The organism is Bacillus sp. 007/AIA-02/001, assembly GCF_004634455.1.
GTDB lineage: Bacteria > Bacillota > Bacilli > Bacillales > Bacillaceae_G > Bacillus_A > Bacillus_A cereus.
This window is the reverse complement of sequence record NZ_SEIY01000002.1, coordinates 177,427-194,956: the sequence shown is the minus strand read 5'-3', so window position 1 is coordinate 194,956 and position 17,530 is coordinate 177,427. Positions and strand designations below refer to the sequence as shown.

Here is a 17,530-nt window from a genome sequence, read left to right as displayed (position 1 = left end):
TTTTTTACAAAATGTGTAGGGTGACTTATCATTCTTTACGTCTATATAATAGAATGCGTCAAAAAGGAGGGAGAGACCGATTGAGGAAAAACAATTAATTGAAAAAGCACAGCAAGGAAGCGAGCATGCTTTTCGTATCCTTGTACAAACATATCGTCATTATATTTTTCAAGTTATCTTTTCTATTTTAAGACATGAAGAAGATTCGAAAGATGTTACACAAGAAGTATTCGTAAAAATTCACACCTCTCTCCCAAATTATCAATTTCGCGGATTAAAAACGTGGATGGCACGTATTGCCACCAATCACGCTATTGATTATAAGAGAAAGAAAGCTAGAGAAAGTGAAGAACTCTCCTTATGTAAAGAAGCTGAGGAAAATATACAGTCCTCTCATAATATTGAGGCTTTATTATTGACGAAAGAGCAAAAATTACTCATTGCTCAAAAACTGAGAGAACTTCCCGAAAATTACCGTGACGTCGTTCTCGCACATTACTTAGAAGAAAAGAGCTATCAAGAAATTGCTTTACAGGAAAACATCGAAGTAAAAACAGTCGAAATGAAACTGTATCGAGCACGAAAATGGATTAAAAAACATTGGAAGGAGGAAGAGTTTCTATGATGCATTATTCAAAAGAAGATTGGCGCAATTATACATTAGATTTTATAGAAAGCAATGAACGTGAATCTATGGAAGAACATCTTTATGAATGTGATCATTGTTTAGCACTTTATATGGAAAGTATTGATGAACAACATGAAAACCTTCCAATGATAAATGATGATTCATTTACGAACGAAGTTATGACGCAAATTAATTTTGAAACACTACAGTCTAATGAAAATATAAAAACAACCTCACTAAAGCGCACGATCATTCATTACATAATTGCGACTGCGGCTACAATTATTTTTATGGTAAGTGGTTTATTTCAGTATATTTTTACAGCGACATCAAATTTAGAGAAATCTTCAAAACATAACGAGTCTTCTATTTCACAACAAATTGTAAACAAATCGGTAGACACATCGAAAAAGGACGGAGGTTCAAAGCATGAATAAAAATCCCTTTTTAGCACTTGTATTAGGGCTAATTCCTGGGCTTGGACATTTATACTTAAAAAAGCTAGGACGGTTTATTTTATATAGCGGAGGATCACTATTTCTATTCTCCTTTGCAGTATTTTGTACCATAGTAGTAAGAGAACGTGATATTGCTTTTCTTTCTCTATTTTTACTAGCTGTTCTATGGGTAATTAACTTACTAGATTTAGTTATCACCATTATAAACCAAACGAAAAAGCAAGAAGCTGGAGAAGTGATAAATTCCTCTAAAGAGAGCGAACGATTTTATATCATTCTCTTATCCATCATCCCTGGACTTGGCCATTTCCAATTAGGACTTATGCAACGCGGACTTACATTTTTAGTAGCTTGCACAGGAATCGGAAGTATGATCATTTTCGTTGCACTTTTAACATCGCAAGAAAGTTTTCTTATCTTCCTTATTACGTTACCTGTTTTATGGATTTATAATTTCTTTGACGTTGTTCAGCAACTACAGAAAAAAGAACGTGGCGAGCAATTAATTGACCGTACTATTTTCGAAGATTTTGAAGAGCACCGCGAGCAGGGAAAGAAAAGTAAAACATTTGCTTCTATTTTAGCGATGTTCCCTGGAGCAGGTCATATGTATTTAGGCTTACAACGCCGTGGTCTTCAGCTTATGGCGGCCTTCTTACTATCTATTTATTTACTCGACTTATTAAGACTTTCTGCGTTTTTATTTTTAGTACCAATCATTTGGTTCTATAGCTTTTTTGATGCGTTACAGCAAACAGCAAAATACGGAAAAGAACGAGTTCAAGACGAACCCATTATCGATTATTTTATCAATCATCAAAGATGGATCGGTATCGGGTTAATTACACTCGGTGGTTATTATTTATTAGATCAAACAGTCCTTCCTATTTTGAATGATTACTTTGCAACTATATTTAACATTCATCTTAGCGAGCTATATTATCGCTATTTCCAAACATCTATCGTTGCACTTCTCTTAATTGGCGGCGGCTTTAAATTGTTACTTGGAAATAAAGAAAACAAAGGTGGTACAAAAGAATGAGAACATGGCGTGTTGGAACATTCTCAATGGGGCTTTCTATTATATCGTTAGGATGCTTTTTACTTTTTTCAGTCGTAAAAGGAATTCAAGTATTAGATACACTAACTGCATGGTGGCCAGTTTTACTCATCATACTTGGAGCTGAAGTTTTACTATACCTTCTATTCTCTAAAAAAGAGCAATCTTTTATTAAATATGATATTTTTAGTATTTTCTTTATCGGCGTTTTAGGAAGTGTCGGAATTGCTTTTTACTGTTTATTATCAACTGGATTACTAGAAGAAGTTCGTCATTCTATTAACACAACGAGGCAAACGAGTAATATTCCAGACGGACAATTTGATATACCTGAATCTATCAAAAAAATCGTAGTAGATGCAGGACATCAGCCTCTAACGATAGAGGGAAATAATACAAATCAAATTCATCTTTTGGGAACTTATGAAATGACAACGAAAGCAAATGAAAAACTCAATTTAAAACGAGATGATTTCCTTTCAGTTCAAACGGCTGGAGAAACGATGTATATCACTTTAAAATCATTACCTGTTCAGCATACGTTATTTAATTCAGCACCACAGGTGAAACCAACGCTTGTTCTTCCGCAAAATAAAAATGCGGAAATCCGTGCTTCAAATAACGAACTATCTCTTTATCCAGGTCAATTGCAAAATAATTGGTTTGTACAGGAAAGCTCAAGAGTGTCTGTCCATCTTGCAAAAGAAAGTGATGTATCTTTAACAGCAGTAACGAATCAAAAAGAAACACATGGAAGTACACCTTGGGAACAAGTAGAAGACTTAACGAAAAACGAAAATACTTCTTCAGAAGAACATCCAGAATTAAACAACCAAGAACATTGGTATAAAAATTCGATTAAAACTGGAAATGGGACGTACAAGTTAAATATTGAGAAAGCTTATAATTTGAATATGAGTGTTCTCGAAAAATAAAAAACCTTCCGCAATTGCGGAAGGTTTTTCTCATATAATCGCTTTAATTCCTTCTAACACTAATCCAATCATAAATCCGCAAACCGCCCCGTTCACTCGGATCCACTGTAAATCTTTACCGACATTATTTTCAATCATTTCGATTAACGTCTTATCATCTAACTTATCAAGGTTTTCTTGTACAAGCTTACCAATTTTCGAATGGTTCTTCTCAACAAGACTTACAACTTGTTTTTGTAACCAATCTTCTATTTTTTGAACTGTCTGTTCATCTTCTTTTATTTTATTCATTTGTTTTTGTAAAAATGGAATAACATATTTATCAGCAAATTCTTCATTATTTACAAAAGCAACTGCTCTTTGCTGTACTTGCTCTAGCATCTCTTTTATTTTGTCAGTAGCATTCCAATTGGCAATCCATTTTTCTTTCCAATTTTCTAATTCTTGTAGTAACGCTTCATTTTCTTTTACATTTATAATTTCTTGCCGAATTTTCGCTAATATAAGTTGTCTCGTGCTATTATCAACCTCTTGTAAGCTGTTAATATTACTAATAATAAACTTCTGCAAAATGCCGCCAATTTTATCTTCATCTACAATATTCATAAATGATTTCAAAGTAAACTGCAAGAATCCATCTACTTTTATATTTTCCATCGCCTTCATACCTAAGCTACCGAGCTGGTAACGAGCTTCATCTTGCGCTGTCCAATCTTTTACCTTCACTAATATGTAATCAAGTGTCTTTTCATCATATTCTTGCACAACTAATTGATCAACAAGCACTTGTAAAATGTTATTTGTATTAATTGTATGTAAATACGTCTTTAATTCTTTTTCAATAATAACCGCTAATTTTTCTGTATCGATTGAAACAATCGCCTTCTCAGCAATCGTTACAATGCCTTTTTTCACAGCATCAGACTGCATTTCTCTCTCAGCAATTTGCAGTATCATTTGTGCTAACTGCATCTCTTTTACTTTATTCGTAATACTTTCTTTCGTCAGCCATTCATTTTCTAACGTATTGATGAGCCCTTTCGTTACCCGTTTACGGTTTTTAGGTAACAAAGCTGTATGCGGAATTGGTATTCCCATCGGATGACGGAATAAAGCAGTAACCGCGAACCAATCTGCAAGCCCGCCAACCAATCCAGCTTCAAATCCCCCTTGTATAATCTCTCCTGCTACCGTTCCTTGAAAAGGGATAGAAGCCGCAAAGCCGACACCCATAACCCCAAGCGAAATACCCGCTATATATTTAGTCTGTAATGACATCGTATACACATCCTCTTATTATGTAAAATAAAGCTTTTTTGTTGTATTTATTCAATATTAGTTATCCTTTATATATACTATAAAGAACTATTGTGAAAATAACAAAGATTTTTATGTACATGAAAAAATGAGGCTACAACTAGCCTCATTTTTCTTATATCGTTAATTCCAAACCTTTCCTATAATATTCATTCATTACATCTTTAGGAACCATACTTCCACCCGTTCCCCACACAATATGAGTACCTTTTTTCAACTTCTCTGTTAACTGTTGCTTTTGTAAATACTCATCTTCTTTACATACTTTCACTGGCCCAATCATACCTGCTAGTGCAGAAGGCTCTAAATAAATATTCTCCATGTCAGCTAGTTCTTTTAACAATCTATATAACTCTTCATCGCTTACTGTGTAATTCCCACTCAAAAATGGTTCCATCGTTTTACCGACAAATCCAGACGGTCTTCCTACCGCTAGTCCGTCCGCGTCTGTTACATTATCAATCCCGATATCTTGAACAGCAATTTTATCATGAAGTCCTGTCATTAAACCGAGTAACATACATGGAGAGTGCGTAGGCTCCGCAAAGAAGCAGTGCACGTTGTCTTTATACAATAACTTTAAACCAAATGCGACGCCGCCAGGTCCGCCTCCTACTCCGCACGGAAGGTAAACGAATAAAGGATGATTTTCATCTACTACAATCTCTAACTCTTCTAATTGCTTTTGTAATCGCGATGCTGCTACTCCGTATCCTAAAAATAAATCATGGGAGTTTTCATCATCTACAAAATAACAGCTAGGATCGGCATCTGCTTGCTGACGCCCCTCTTCTACTGCTTTACTATAATCAGCTTCATACTCAATAACGTTTACACCTTTACTTCTTAATAAATCTTTTTTCCATTGTTTCGCATCTGCTGACATATGAACCGTTACGTTAAAACCTAGTTTCGCACTCATAATTCCAATGCTTAGCCCTAAATTTCCTGTTGAACCGACCGCAATTGAATATTTGGCAAAAAACTCTCTACATGTATCACTATCTAAAATGGAATAATCATCTTCTTCTGTTAACATACCATGCTGCAATGCTAGTTGTTCAGCATGTTTCAACACTTCATAAATGCCGCCCCTAGCTTTAATTGATCCTGATATCGGAAGATGACTATCACATTTTAATAATAATTCTCCTAAAATAGGTTGCTTGTAATTTGTCTCTAAAGCTTCTTTCATAGAAGGTATTTTCACTAAAGATGATTCGATTATGCCGTTCGTCCCTTTCGTTTCAGGAAAAACTTTCGCAATATATGGTGCAAAACGCTTTAATCTCTCTTCCGCATCTTTTACATTCTCTTCATTCAATGGTGTATCTTTTATTGCTGTTGCATACTTTTCTATGTTTGGATTTATCCAAAATACTTCTTCTGTTGCAATAAGTTTATTCACTAATGGGTATTCTGCTTGTAATGCCCCTATTTCTTTCATTTTGTTTCCTCCTTATATCCTTGTAGCTCACCATATAATAAATTATAATTAAATTAATTTTAATATAGTTTAACACAAATCGTTAACTTTAGTTAATTTTAATTTAATTTATTTAAATATAATTTAATAATCCTTAAGGAGATTTTCATTATGGAAAATATAGATATTGGTAAAAAAATTGAAAAACAAAGAAAAGAAAAAGGTTTAACTAGTAAAGAACTAGCAAAGATGGCCGATATTACACCATCTATGTTAAGTCAAATTGAGCGTGGGTCCGCTAACCCTTCTATTCAAACATTAAAAGTGCTTGCTAAAGCTCTTGATGTGCCAACATTTAGCTTTTTACTTGAAGATACAAATACAGACGATTTAATTGTACGTTCCCATAAACGAAAGAAAATGATTATCGATAATTTATCATATGAAATGCTTTCACCTGATTTCACTGGAAATTTAGCAACAGCAATTATGACCGTCCCGCCTAATACAGCTTCATCAGAAAATGTGCTAGAACATAAAGGAGAAGAATTAGCATTTGTCTTAGATGGGAAAATCACATTATATTTAAACGAGGAAGAATACGTATTAGAAACTGGCGACAGTGTAAAGATACCTGCTTATTTAAAGCATAAATGGGTGAATCATTTTGAGAAAAATGCGATAGTCTTATTTTCTGTTACTCCGCCGATTTTTTAATATATCAATAAAAACAGGATGATTCTTATAAAATGCGGATTATCCTGTTTTTATTAAATAAGAAAGTGAAATTTTTGTTAAAAACTTAACAGTTGGACCCAATCCGAACAATCCTCCTAAAAACATATTTACAAGTGAAGCTATCCCTCCCATTGATGCTAACGTATCATGAGTCAGATTCATCCCACCACTACCAGAGGCACTTGTAATATTCACATAAAAATAAGAAACACGTAAAAATTAATTGTTTTTTCAGAATTTTGTTGAAAAATATGGTAAAATTACTCTTATACTTCTTCTATTTTGCTATTATAGAAATAATTAAATTAGAATACTTTTATCGGATGGGGGAATATATAATGAGTGTGTTATTAAAAGGGCATGAACAGATTGTCAACGAATTAAACATTTTATATCAAGTAATGGTAGCGGAGCAATTAATTGAAGCGAAACAATTAAAAGAAAAAATAGAGAAACAGATTAATAAAATTGAAGCTGATCAAAATCTATCGCTTTACTACTCCCTACTAAACTTTAAATATAAGGTCCTAACCGATTGGACAAACATTAAGTATGATACTTTTAGTCAAATTGTTCGTTTAGACAATCCAATAACTGAAGACTTTATTACTTATTATTATCACTTTTTTAAAGCTGAACATGCTACCATTATTGGAAATTATGATGAAGCAAAAAAAGAATACGAAAAAGCTGAATCCCTTTTAAAACATGTACCAGGTGAACTAGAAGAAGCTGAATATAAATATAAATTTGCTATATTTAATCACCATACAAACAAACCACTTACAGCAATCAATTATGCAAATCAAGCGAAAGAGATTTTCTCAAAATATCCACGTTATGAAATTAAAATAGCTCTATGCGAAAACATTTTAGGCTCATGTTCTGTTTATTTAAAACAATTCGAACAAGCCGAAGAGAACTATAATTCAGCAATCAATATTTTACAAAAGCTGAAAGACGATACACTAATCTTAAAAGTTCGAAATAACTTAGGTTGGCTCTACTCTTCTCAAAATCTATCAACCCTTGCTATTAGACATCTTACAATAGTTACAAACAAATTCCCTAAACACCTAAAAGCCAATTTTCTACAAGCCAAAGAACATTTTAGTTTAAATGAAAAAGAACTTGCAAACGATTGGGTTCAAAAAGGCTTAGAAATTTGTAATGAATTAAATAATCAAGAATATAAACACCATTTCACTATCTTAAAAACACAACACACTGGTATTCTAGACGACTTAGAAAACGCAATCATTGCAGGCACCACATATTTTAACAGTAAAGAATTATACGATTATGCACAAGAATATTACGAATTATTAGCAGTAGAATTTCATAAAGTGAATAAAATAGAGAAATCTCAAAAATATTTTTTCAAAACTTACGAAGCAAAACAAAAATTATTAACTAAGGAGGCACTAAGATAATGAAAAAGATTAGTTTAGCTATTTTAACCTTTACATGCATACTTGCTTTTGGCTTTAATAATTTCACTGAAAATCAACAAGCAAAACAACTTCCAAAATGGGATACAGATAAACAAGAAACACATGCAGACCTGTAGAAACCTAAAAACCCCTAATAAAGGGGTTTTTAGGTTTCTACAATATAATGATTTAGCATATGATGAAGAAATACGCTTATAAAAGATATCCATACACAGATACTCTCTGTACATGGATATCTTTTATTTTTTCGGCACCAACAAAATCCCTAAACTAATAATACAAAAGCTCATTATTTGCTGTGCTGATAGACCAAACTGTACCGAATTTTGTTCACTAACAAGCGAAATAATAATTTGAGCAAACCCCTCAACAATTAGAAAAATACTTATATTCTTTCCATTTCCGAGCCTTTCATTTTTCATCCATAACAAACCCATTATACAAAGGCTGAGGATAATCTCATATACAAAAATAGGATGATACAAAAATTTAGATTCGTATATATTCATTCCCCATGGTAGTGTCGTTTGTACACCTACTTCATGATGTAATAGAAAATAAAAGATAATGCACACACACAATCCAAAAGGGAGTACATCAAGTAAAATGCGAAGCGAAAATTGTTCCTTTTTACTTTTCCAAACAATGTATACACTAACAATTACGCATCCTACTACAATATGTTGCATACTTCCTATAGCTAATAATGCTTGCAATGGCGATTTAAAAGCCCATACAGGATTTAAAATTGCTGGTGCAAACTTCCATACAAATGCGATGATAATAAACGCATTTGTTACGGCATCCATCATTTTTTCATATGATGCATTTTGATGCCTCATCTTTCGTTTCATCAACATAAATCCAAATAGACTTCCAATTATAAGAGATACGGGTTGTAATCTCACGATCCACTCCATCATCACGAAATCCCCTTTTAGCTCTCAATCAATTTCTTAAATTTCTTTTCTAATTGATCTGGTGGTAATACACCTCGTACATGATCTACTATAATTCCATCTTTATTAACAAAAAATGTCGTCGGTAAAGAGAATACTTTGTAATCTAGTCCAGCTACTCCGTCCATATCTAGTAGAACCGGAAACTCAAATCCATAGCGATTAGCAAATGCGCTTGCTTCTTGTACTGGGTCACTAACAGTTGCATTCACCGCAAAAATTTCAACATCCTTTTTATATTTATCATACATATGAACTAAGTGAGGTGCCTCCATTTCACACGGCCCACACCATGATGCCCAAAAATTAATAATATATGGTTTTCCCTTGGCATCATTTAACGACTGCAACTTTCCGTCTAATCCTTTTAATGTGATGCCAGGTGCTTTAAAACCTACTTGTGGTAATACTTCTTTCTCTTGTAACTCTGCTTGTTTCGCTTTTCTTTCCTTTTCTTCTTTCTTTGAATTATAAAAGTTAACCCCCGCCCAAACGAGAGCACCTACTAGTATAATAGCAATTAGTTTCTTCACTTTTCTTCCTCCTCATTTTTAAAAACCTGTAAATCCACCGAATAGACGAATAAAGAATGCTGTCATTTCCGTCATTTGATTTGTATACAATAAAATACCTGTAATATATGATAAATAAGATATATATATAGCGATAAAAAGTATAATGATATAAATGACAACACTCTATCCACACTACATAGGGTAGTGTTTACCCTAAAAAAAAGAGGCTATATGCACTCTCCAACAATAAGTACAATCGACACACAGAATAACCCTATTGTTACATATACCGAGTTCGTATGTAACGGAATAGTAAGCTTAGCAACCTTTTCATTTAACACTTGCTCGATTCGTAAATTTATTGCTGTTTTTGCAAATGAAGCTGTAACACATCGATTCTCCATTGTCTTTATTTTAATTAATTTTAATAACGCGCTACCTAACTCAAATGAAGATTCCATTTTTTGCATCGCATATTTATCTGCTGCTAACTCTTGATACGTATGATATCGTTGTAACAATTCTTTTAATATCGGGATGTACATCATTCCTTCTGCTAATAACGTAAAACAAAATAATTTTAGCGGATCCCAATTATTTTGATGATATTCTTCATGGAAAATAATCGCATCAATCTCTTCATCTGAAAACGTCTGAAGCAAACCTTCCGACATGACAACTTTCGGACGGAATAATCCAATTGTAAACGCTGCAACTTCCGCAGTCGGCAGTATATATATTTGTTTTCCTTTTCTAATAAATGGGATAAGTACTTTTTGTACTTTTTTACTATAGAAAAATTGCCGCCAAATTCTTTTACACACAATCAATACAGTAATTAATAATAACCCCGCTACTATAATACGAACCATTGATAGTTCTTTCATATGTTTTTCTAACTGAAACAAGCAAAACTTTGAAAGGAAGAATGCCTTGTTTTGAAAGAGAAATGGATATGTAACATAATACAATAACAAGCTGAAAAAGAGGGTACTAACAATGAGCGCTAACAATACGATTTTACGCATTTGCCATTTCATTTCATCGATCCTCTTTTTTTAACTGATTCAATTTGTCTTCTAATTTTTTTATTAAATTCGGATCAGCCTGCTCTAGCTCATCTATCATATGAGTTACAACTAAATCTCCAAATTCCCCCACTAATTCCTGTGTCATTTTCTTCGTTTGATTGGATAAGAATTCTTCTTTTGTTTGTACAGCACGATATATGCCACTTCTTTTTACAGTCTGTTTTTCTAAGTGTAATTTCTCTACTAACCTGTTCATAACTGTCATAACAGTGTTAAAATTCACAGGTGATTCTTCACTTAATTTCTGCTGCACTTCTTTAATAGTAATACCTTCAGTAGACCAAATAATCTCCATAATTTTCGCTTCAAGCGGTCCAAAGAAATGATTTAATCCTTGCTCATTTAACCTATAGTTTTGCGTAAACATCGTATGACTCCTTTCACACTACGAATTGTAGTACAAATTAAATGAGAGGTCAAACGCGAGTAATATAAACTAAAATTCAGTACCTATAAATACGTACATCATTCTATTCATTATAAGCCTAACTTATCTCCAAATGTATCAAAGAGATACTGCTCTAATATTTGTACACTAAACTTCTCATTACGCCCAAGGGCAAATAATTCCCGATCTTTCGCTACGATAGTATCTAACGGAATAACTACATTATCCACTATTTTTACAATTTCGATTATATTACTTTTCACATTCACTTCTGTTTTAAATTCAACGTTTTCTAACACTATATGTGAACGTCTTCCTGATGCAAAAAAAGTAAAATTAGGATTTTTAACAACGCCAATTTCAGTCTCTAACGCATATAAATAGTGAAAAATTACATCTCTATGTCCATCTTTTATTATTTTTTCATCCTTCTCATCGTCTAAGTATTCTTTCAGCTTCGTTGTAAATTCAAATCGAAAATCCACTTTTTTCACGCTCCTTCTTTGTATTTCATATTAAATAAATATATTGAAATAATTTTACCATATTGTAATACAACTTCCTATTAAAAGTAAAAACTGTTTTAGAAAATCGCTATTATTTCCGATACCCTTTTAAAATATAAGTATAAATTCAATATGAATGAATGCTTCATTACATCTATTTAAACATATTTTTTCCATTTTTTGAAACATTAGTATGAAATATTATATATCAATGAATGGTTTCTAATTCATTGGTATATATAGTCAGTAGTTTCTTTACTATCCCGATATACTTAAACTACATTTTCTACTTATTCATTACATATAGAGAAGGAATGTAACTCTCTTCTATCGAATTTTTATATAACAAAAATAATTAGGTGGTGCTTTACTATGAAATTAGCTGTCATTGGTGGCGGTGATTTACAAGATTCAAATCACTTGCCTATTAATGAACGCCTTATAGAATTAACAAATAAACAGTATCCAAAAGTATTGTTTATTCCAACGGCTAGTCATGATGATGAAAGCTATATAAAATTATTTTTAGACACGTTTGAAAAACAATTACATTGTGAAGTACAAATTTTACGCATTACAACAGATTCACCTTCTAAGTATGAAATAGACGAGATGATTCATTCAGTCGATTTAATTTATCTGGGTGGCGGAAACTATATTCACATGCTTACGCAATGGAAAGAACATAGACTTGATGAAAAATTATTATTGGCTCTGCAACAAGGAACACTTATTGCTGGTTATAGCGCTGGTGCTATGTGTTGGTTCACGTCTAGTATCCGATCAGATTATGAAGGTTCTGGTTATATAGAGAGTAATGGATGGGGGATTGTTAATAAAAGATTTTGTCCACATTATAATCAATTAAACAGAATGAACGCCTTCCATTCCTTTTTACAAAATCATCAAGGGAATATAGAAGGAATTGCACTGGAGGATAATTGCGCTTTATATATTACAGAGGAATCCTTTGAGATTATCGGTGAATCAGAAAAAGCGTGGGAGTTTTATATGAGTGATAAAACTCTCATTAGACAACATTTTGATATAACTTTAAAAAGCTATTTGTAAACCTGCACTTAAGAAAAAATGTCCCTAAGTCTAATAACTTAGGGACATTTTTTCTATTTAACTAACTAATCGTGTAATTCGTTTCTTTTGCCATGAAAGCTTATAATATGCATACTGCAATAGTAAGCTGACAATAAATGCTGCTGGATACCCAATCCAGATACCTTCTATTCCAAGACTTGTATGGTAAGAAAGATAATATGCTACGGGTACTTCTACAAGCCAAATTGAAACAACTCCAATAACAGTTGGCCAAAGTACTGTACCGCTCGCTCGCATTGTCGCACTAATAATTTGTGCATGACCGAAAATTAAATAACTCCATAACGTAATCATAACTAAGCTATGAGCAATTTCAATTGTAGTTTGACTCGTTAAAAATAGTGATAAAATGTCTCTTGAGAATAAATAAATAAGAGATATTAACACACCACCGATGACGTAGTTCATAATAATTCCGGCCTTCACAACTTTCTGCAATCGATCAAATTGATTCGCCCCAATTGATTGTGCTGCAAAAATAGAAACTGTAATACCAAGGCTAACTGCTGGCATTTGTACATAACTTGCAACTTGATTCACAACGCCGTAAGCAGCTGTTGCATCCGAACCGTAACGATTTACAAATGCGATTACGGCAATCTCAGATAATGAAACTAATATCATATTTATACTTGCCGGTATACCGAGCCTTAGCAATAGCTTTAATAACTCCCCATCCATTCGAAGGTATTTTCTAACCGTTCCATCTAGTTGTAATGGGTGATTTTTCTTCTTTAAATACACAAGCATGACAATAAACGTAATAACTGTAGATATAACAGAGGCATAGGCTGCTCCATACACATCTAATTTCGGAGCTCCTAACCATCCAAAAATAAGAACCGGTAATAAAATCATATTTAGTGCTGTACTTACAATTAAAAAGTAAAATGGCGTTTTAGAATCTCCTGTACCTCTCATAAATGTTGTATATGCGAAATATAAAAATAATACTGGCATCGATATAAATAAAATCCGTGCATAATGTACACTTATTTCAATAATATTTTCTGGTGTTCCCATTAGACGCATAATATCCATCGCAAAAATACTTCCTATTATCGCCAACACAACTCCAATAATAAAGGTAAATGTCAGCGTCGTACCAACGATAGCTTTTAAACGATCTTCGTTTTTAGCACCAAACGCCTGACCAATTAAAATAGAGCTTCCTGAACCGATACCAATTACAAATGAAACGAGCAAGAAAAATAATGGGAAGAATGCTGATATAGCCGCTAAATCATTAACTCCAAGCCATCTTCCTACTACTACCATACCAAATAATTGTCCAACTGATTGTAGTACATTACTTAATAATAACGGTACTAAAAACATCGACATCGATTTCCAAATCGGTTTACTCTCACTTTCCAACTTATGTGACTCCGCACCTTCTTTATTGTTATCTGCAGGTGGTTTCAAATTTCATTTCTCCTTTTATTAAACATCTATTTTCAATCTCTATCTCTTTGTATAGTTGTTATAATACTGTGCTTCTATTCATTTTCTTTTCGTATGATTATAACTTCACCCAATATTGACTTCCATCGGCTGTTCGATCTAAAAATCCATATTCGATTAAATATCTTCTTAATGTTACAAAATCAGGGTATACATTTTCTATCACTGTATTTACTTCTTTTTCAGTATACTTTTTATTATTATCAAACTTCTTCACTAAATGGCGCAATATAATTAATTTACGCTTTTGTTTCTTCGGAAATTTAGAGAGAGGTCCATCTAACCCTTTTGTAAAATGAGCTTTTAATACTTCATCATTTTCTTCTTCCGTAATATTGTATCGATCATCTACCATCGTTGCTGTTCTATGAATTGGCACAAATTTCGTTTGTACTTTTGATTTTTCTTCTGATAATTCCATTAGCGCTAAAAATACTTTTGCTTGTTTCATTTTCTCTCGCAGTGTAAATCGATGATTACGAATTGTTGATGTACTTCCGCCATCCATCTCTTTTACAATTTCTTTATCATTCAGTCCCATATAGAAAAACTGAACCATTTTCTTTTGTAAATCCGTTAATCCAGTAAATTTCTTATCCATATTTAGCAAATAATCAAACATAGACGTATGCTCATTTTGAATATGCAATTGGACGAACTTCTCTGCTTCATACAAAACTTGATTATCTTGATAAATAACACCTTTAATAAATGTTTCACCACAAGCTAAGCAAATGTACCCCTCTTTTTCTTCATCAAACACATACCCTTTCTTTAATTCCTCTATTGACGCATCCCAAAACTTCTCTGAAATATCGCTCATACTAAACACTCCTTCAAAATGTTTATTTAAAAACCAAACAAATCGCTATATCGTTTATTATCACTTCATCATCTTATCACAACACAAACAAACATTTCAACGTTTCGTTTGCCCATTTTATAAACTTTTATAAAAACATCTATCGAAAGGATTTAATACAACGAAAAGCGAATATGTTTATACAAATTCATTTTATAGGATGTAAAATAGAACATGAATATTCTTCAAGACCCTTGGTTTACCGTTAAGTAAATTGCACAGAACGCATATGCGATTAGTGAATATGGAACTGGTATTCACTCATTACAAAACTTCAGTATTCAATTTTAACTACAAAAAAGATGTTTTCGTATAAGAAAACATCCTTTACTTTTTATATATTCTATTTACAGTCTCTACTAAAACCTTACTTGCTTGTACAAATGTATGCTTTCGATTTCTATCTTCAACAAATTTATTAGCACAACTACTCATAATCATCATACAACTAATTATGACTAACGCTATCTTTCTATTCTTGTAAGTCACTTTATGCCACTCCACTATTACAAAACTTCTTTTGAATTTATCCCATCAAGAAATTTTACATGAATAATAAAACGTGTGAATATGCAATTCTGCATATTCACACGTTTTATCACAATGTTATGATTTAATTTAGTTAAAGAACAAGTATACCGAGGTGACTAACTTGAAATTTAAAGCGAAAAAAAATCCATTCCACGTCATTTTCATTACATTATTTATAATTATTTTTTTCGTTTCGTTATTCTTCCAAAATGAAAATTCTATTTTTTTCACTCTCATGATGCTGCTAAATATCGTGAATCTTTCTTCATTCTATTTCTCTCACTACAACGTAACGGAATCATCTCTTGTTGTAAAACACGGTTTCATTTTTCATACTGAAATTCCATTTGAAGATATTCGTCACGTTAAATACTCTGGTAAAAAACTTCATTCAAAAAAATGGACTAGACAACAATTAGAAATCCATTACAATTTATTTGACTCAGTGACCACTTTCATACCACTAGAAGAAGAAAAATTCATTTCACTCTTAAAAGAGAACTGCCCACAGATGAAAGTAATGAATACGCCTGCTAACAAATAATATATTTTGAAGCTTGTAGTATTGCAAGTAGATGAAACATAAAAATGAACATCAAAAAAGCCAAGATTCTATACTAAGAACCCTGGCTTTTTCTATTACTCTTTTGGAGCAATCATTTTCTTTGGATCTACAATTTCATCAAATTGCTCTTCTGTTAGTAGCCCAGATTGCAATGCTGCTTCTTTTAAAGTTAATCCTTCTTTATGAGCATGCTTCGCAATTTTCGCTGCATTTTCATATCCGATATGTGGGTTTAGCGCTGTTACAAGCATTAGTGAGCGATTCACATTTTCATTAATTACTTCTTCATCTGCTTCAATACCAACTGCACAATTGTCATTAAACGAAACAATTGCATCCGCTAATAAGTGAGCTGATTGTAAGAAGTTATAAGCAATAACAGGTTTAAATACATTTAACTCAAAGTTACCTTGGCTCGCAGCAAATCCGATTGTTGCATCATTCCCCATTACTTGCGCTACAACCATCGTTAACGCTTCACTTTGCGTTGGATTTACTTTACCTGGCATAATAGAGCTTCCCGGTTCATTTGCTGGAATAATAATTTCTCCAAGACCACTACGTGGACCACTTGCAAGCCAACGTACATCGTTAGCGATCTTCATTAGATCCGCAGCTAATGCTTTTAATGCACCGTGAGTATATACAACTTCATCATGGCTCGTTAATGCATGGAACTTATTTGGTGCAGAAACAAATTGTTTACCTGTAAATTGACTAATTTCCTCTGATACCATCTCACCAAATTTAGGATGAGCATTAATACCTGTTCCAACCGCAGTTCCACCAATTGCTAACTCTTTCATATATGTATTGCTCTCTGCAATCATACGCTCTGTTTTTTCAAGCATACGGTGCCATCCGCTAATTTCTTGCCCTAAAGTTAACGGCGTTGCATCTTGTAAATGTGTACGACCAATTTTTATAATATGTTCAAATGCAGTTACTTTTTCTGCTAAAGTTTCTTTTAATTTCGTAATTGCTGGTAATACGTGATTTTCTACTGCGATTACACAAGCTACATGAAGCGCCGTTGGAAATGTATCATTTGAACTTTGTGACATGTTCACATCATCATTCGGATGAATATGTACGTCAGATCCCTTCTCTTTCAAAATTTGATTCCCACGATTTGCAATTACTTCATTCACATTCATGTTTGACTGTGTACCACTACCTGTTTGCCATACGACAAGCGGAAAATGTTCATTCCATTTCCCTGCAATCACTTCATCCGCAGCTTCTACAATTGCTTCTGCTTTTTCTTCTGATAGCTTTCCTAATTTTTGATTGCTAAGCGCTGCACTCTTCTTTAAAATTGCAAATGCTTTTACAATTTCAAGCGGCATTTGCTCTGTTCCAATTGGAAAGTTTTCTTTACTACGTTGTGTTTGTGCTGCCCATAATTTATCAGCTGGAACTTTTATTTCTCCTAATGTATCTCTTTCAATTCTGTACTCCATGTTTTCATCCCCTTGAAAATATAATACCTACATCTCTTATAATAACAGACTTTCTCT

General features: G+C 32.9%; 20 protein-coding genes. 9 read left to right on the top strand and 11 right to left on the bottom strand.

The window, feature by feature from the left end; all coding sequences use genetic code 11:
• Positions 1-79 precede the first annotated feature (79 nt).
• From ES895_RS06500 to exsE, 4 genes are read left to right on the top strand one after another with little or no spacing between them, the layout of a single operon-like run.
• Positions 80-625, top strand: coding sequence for an RNA polymerase sigma factor (locus tag ES895_RS06500; RefSeq protein ID WP_306302920.1), 546 nt, complete (start codon positions 80-82; stop codon positions 623-625).
• Positions 622-1,065 carry a hypothetical protein gene (locus ES895_RS06495; protein WP_000972351.1) on the top strand — a complete coding sequence of 148 codons (444 nt, stop codon included), beginning with the start codon at positions 622-624 and terminating at the stop codon, positions 1,063-1,065. Before ES895_RS06500 ends, ES895_RS06495 begins: the two co-directional genes overlap by 4 nt.
• Positions 1,058-2,128 (top strand): hypothetical protein, encoded by a 1,071-nt coding sequence (locus ES895_RS06490; RefSeq protein ID WP_001039122.1) that lies wholly within the window; start codon positions 1,058-1,060, stop codon positions 2,126-2,128. The genes ES895_RS06495 and ES895_RS06490 overlap by 8 nt, the downstream gene beginning before the upstream one ends.
• Entirely contained in the window at positions 2,125-3,081 is a 957-nt protein-coding gene (exsE, locus tag ES895_RS06485; RefSeq protein WP_135238211.1) for an exosporium protein ExsE, read from the top strand. Before ES895_RS06490 ends, exsE begins: the two co-directional genes overlap by 4 nt.
• A gap of 30 nt (positions 3,082-3,111) precedes the next feature.
• On the opposite strand, the gene ES895_RS06480 is transcribed toward exsE, so the two are convergent.
• Positions 3,112-4,359, bottom strand: coding sequence for a DUF445 domain-containing protein (locus ES895_RS06480; protein WP_000058312.1), 1,248 nt, complete (start codon positions 4,357-4,359; stop codon positions 3,112-3,114).
• Positions 4,360-4,513: 154 nt separating this feature from the next.
• Entirely contained in the window at positions 4,514-5,845 is a 1,332-nt protein-coding gene (locus tag ES895_RS06475; protein ID WP_000658531.1) for a D-serine ammonia-lyase, read from the bottom strand.
• Positions 5,846-5,995: 150 nt separating this feature from the next.
• Between ES895_RS06475 and ES895_RS06470 the strand changes: the two genes are divergently transcribed.
• On the top strand, positions 5,996-6,541 hold the full coding sequence (locus ES895_RS06470; protein WP_000427637.1) for a helix-turn-helix domain-containing protein: 546 nt from the start codon (positions 5,996-5,998) through the stop codon (positions 6,539-6,541).
• 39 nt (positions 6,542-6,580) lie between these two features.
• Here ES895_RS06470 and ES895_RS06465 read toward each other — a convergent pair whose 3' ends face one another.
• Positions 6,581-6,757 (bottom strand): hypothetical protein, encoded by a 177-nt coding sequence (locus ES895_RS06465; RefSeq protein ID WP_002061098.1) that lies wholly within the window; start codon positions 6,755-6,757, stop codon positions 6,581-6,583.
• 143 nt (positions 6,758-6,900) lie between these two features.
• Here ES895_RS06465 and ES895_RS06460 point away from each other — a divergent pair, with 143 nt between their 5' ends.
• Positions 6,901-7,995, top strand: a complete 1,095-nt coding sequence (locus tag ES895_RS06460; RefSeq protein ID WP_135238210.1) for a response regulator aspartate phosphatase — start codon at positions 6,901-6,903, stop codon at positions 7,993-7,995.
• The gene (locus tag ES895_RS29170) at positions 7,995-8,132 is read left to right on the top strand and encodes a hypothetical protein (RefSeq protein WP_000724010.1); all 138 of its coding nucleotides are present in this window, start codon (positions 7,995-7,997) and stop codon (positions 8,130-8,132) included. Before ES895_RS06460 ends, ES895_RS29170 begins: the two co-directional genes overlap by 1 nt.
• A gap of 123 nt (positions 8,133-8,255) precedes the next feature.
• On the opposite strand, the gene ES895_RS06455 is transcribed toward ES895_RS29170, so the two are convergent.
• The 5 genes from ES895_RS06455 to ES895_RS06435 form a co-directional block, all read right to left on the bottom strand.
• Entirely contained in the window at positions 8,256-8,936 is a 681-nt protein-coding gene (locus ES895_RS06455) for a prolipoprotein diacylglyceryl transferase family protein (RefSeq protein ID WP_135238304.1), read from the bottom strand.
• Positions 8,937-8,953: 17 nt separating this feature from the next.
• Positions 8,954-9,508, bottom strand: coding sequence for a TlpA family protein disulfide reductase (locus ES895_RS06450; protein ID WP_135238209.1), 555 nt, complete (start codon positions 9,506-9,508; stop codon positions 8,954-8,956).
• A gap of 209 nt (positions 9,509-9,717) precedes the next feature.
• Positions 9,718-10,530, bottom strand: a complete 813-nt coding sequence (locus tag ES895_RS06445; protein WP_000871931.1) for a M56 family metallopeptidase — start codon at positions 10,528-10,530, stop codon at positions 9,718-9,720.
• 1 nt (position 10,531) lies between these two features.
• Positions 10,532-10,948: a BlaI/MecI/CopY family transcriptional regulator gene (locus ES895_RS06440; RefSeq protein WP_044584297.1), complete on the bottom strand. Its 417-nt coding sequence runs from the start codon at positions 10,946-10,948 to the stop codon at positions 10,532-10,534.
• 110 nt (positions 10,949-11,058) lie between these two features.
• Positions 11,059-11,454: a DUF3942 family protein gene (locus ES895_RS06435; protein ID WP_016109724.1), complete on the bottom strand. Its 396-nt coding sequence runs from the start codon at positions 11,452-11,454 to the stop codon at positions 11,059-11,061.
• A gap of 393 nt (positions 11,455-11,847) precedes the next feature.
• Between ES895_RS06435 and ES895_RS06430 the strand changes: the two genes are divergently transcribed.
• Positions 11,848-12,546 (top strand): peptidase E, encoded by a 699-nt coding sequence (locus ES895_RS06430; RefSeq protein WP_087948134.1) that lies wholly within the window; start codon positions 11,848-11,850, stop codon positions 12,544-12,546.
• Between the two features lie 57 nt (positions 12,547-12,603).
• On the opposite strand, the gene ES895_RS06425 is transcribed toward ES895_RS06430, so the two are convergent.
• Together ES895_RS06425 and ES895_RS06420 are read right to left on the bottom strand one after the other, a co-directional pair.
• Positions 12,604-14,013 carry an MATE family efflux transporter gene (locus ES895_RS06425; RefSeq protein WP_000804128.1) on the bottom strand — a complete coding sequence of 470 codons (1,410 nt, stop codon included), beginning with the start codon at positions 14,011-14,013 and terminating at the stop codon, positions 12,604-12,606.
• Between the two features lie 97 nt (positions 14,014-14,110).
• Positions 14,111-14,875 carry a DUF2087 domain-containing protein gene (locus tag ES895_RS06420; RefSeq protein WP_135238208.1) on the bottom strand — a complete coding sequence of 255 codons (765 nt, stop codon included), beginning with the start codon at positions 14,873-14,875 and terminating at the stop codon, positions 14,111-14,113.
• Positions 14,876-15,566: 691 nt separating this feature from the next.
• Between ES895_RS06420 and ES895_RS06415 the strand changes: the two genes are divergently transcribed.
• Positions 15,567-15,989, top strand: a complete 423-nt coding sequence (locus ES895_RS06415) for a PH domain-containing protein (protein WP_000669070.1) — start codon at positions 15,567-15,569, stop codon at positions 15,987-15,989.
• Between the two features lie 95 nt (positions 15,990-16,084).
• On the opposite strand, the gene fumC is transcribed toward ES895_RS06415, so the two are convergent.
• Positions 16,085-17,473 carry a class II fumarate hydratase gene (gene fumC / locus ES895_RS06410; RefSeq protein WP_000456608.1) on the bottom strand — a complete coding sequence of 463 codons (1,389 nt, stop codon included), beginning with the start codon at positions 17,471-17,473 and terminating at the stop codon, positions 16,085-16,087.
• Positions 17,474-17,530 lie beyond the last annotated feature (57 nt).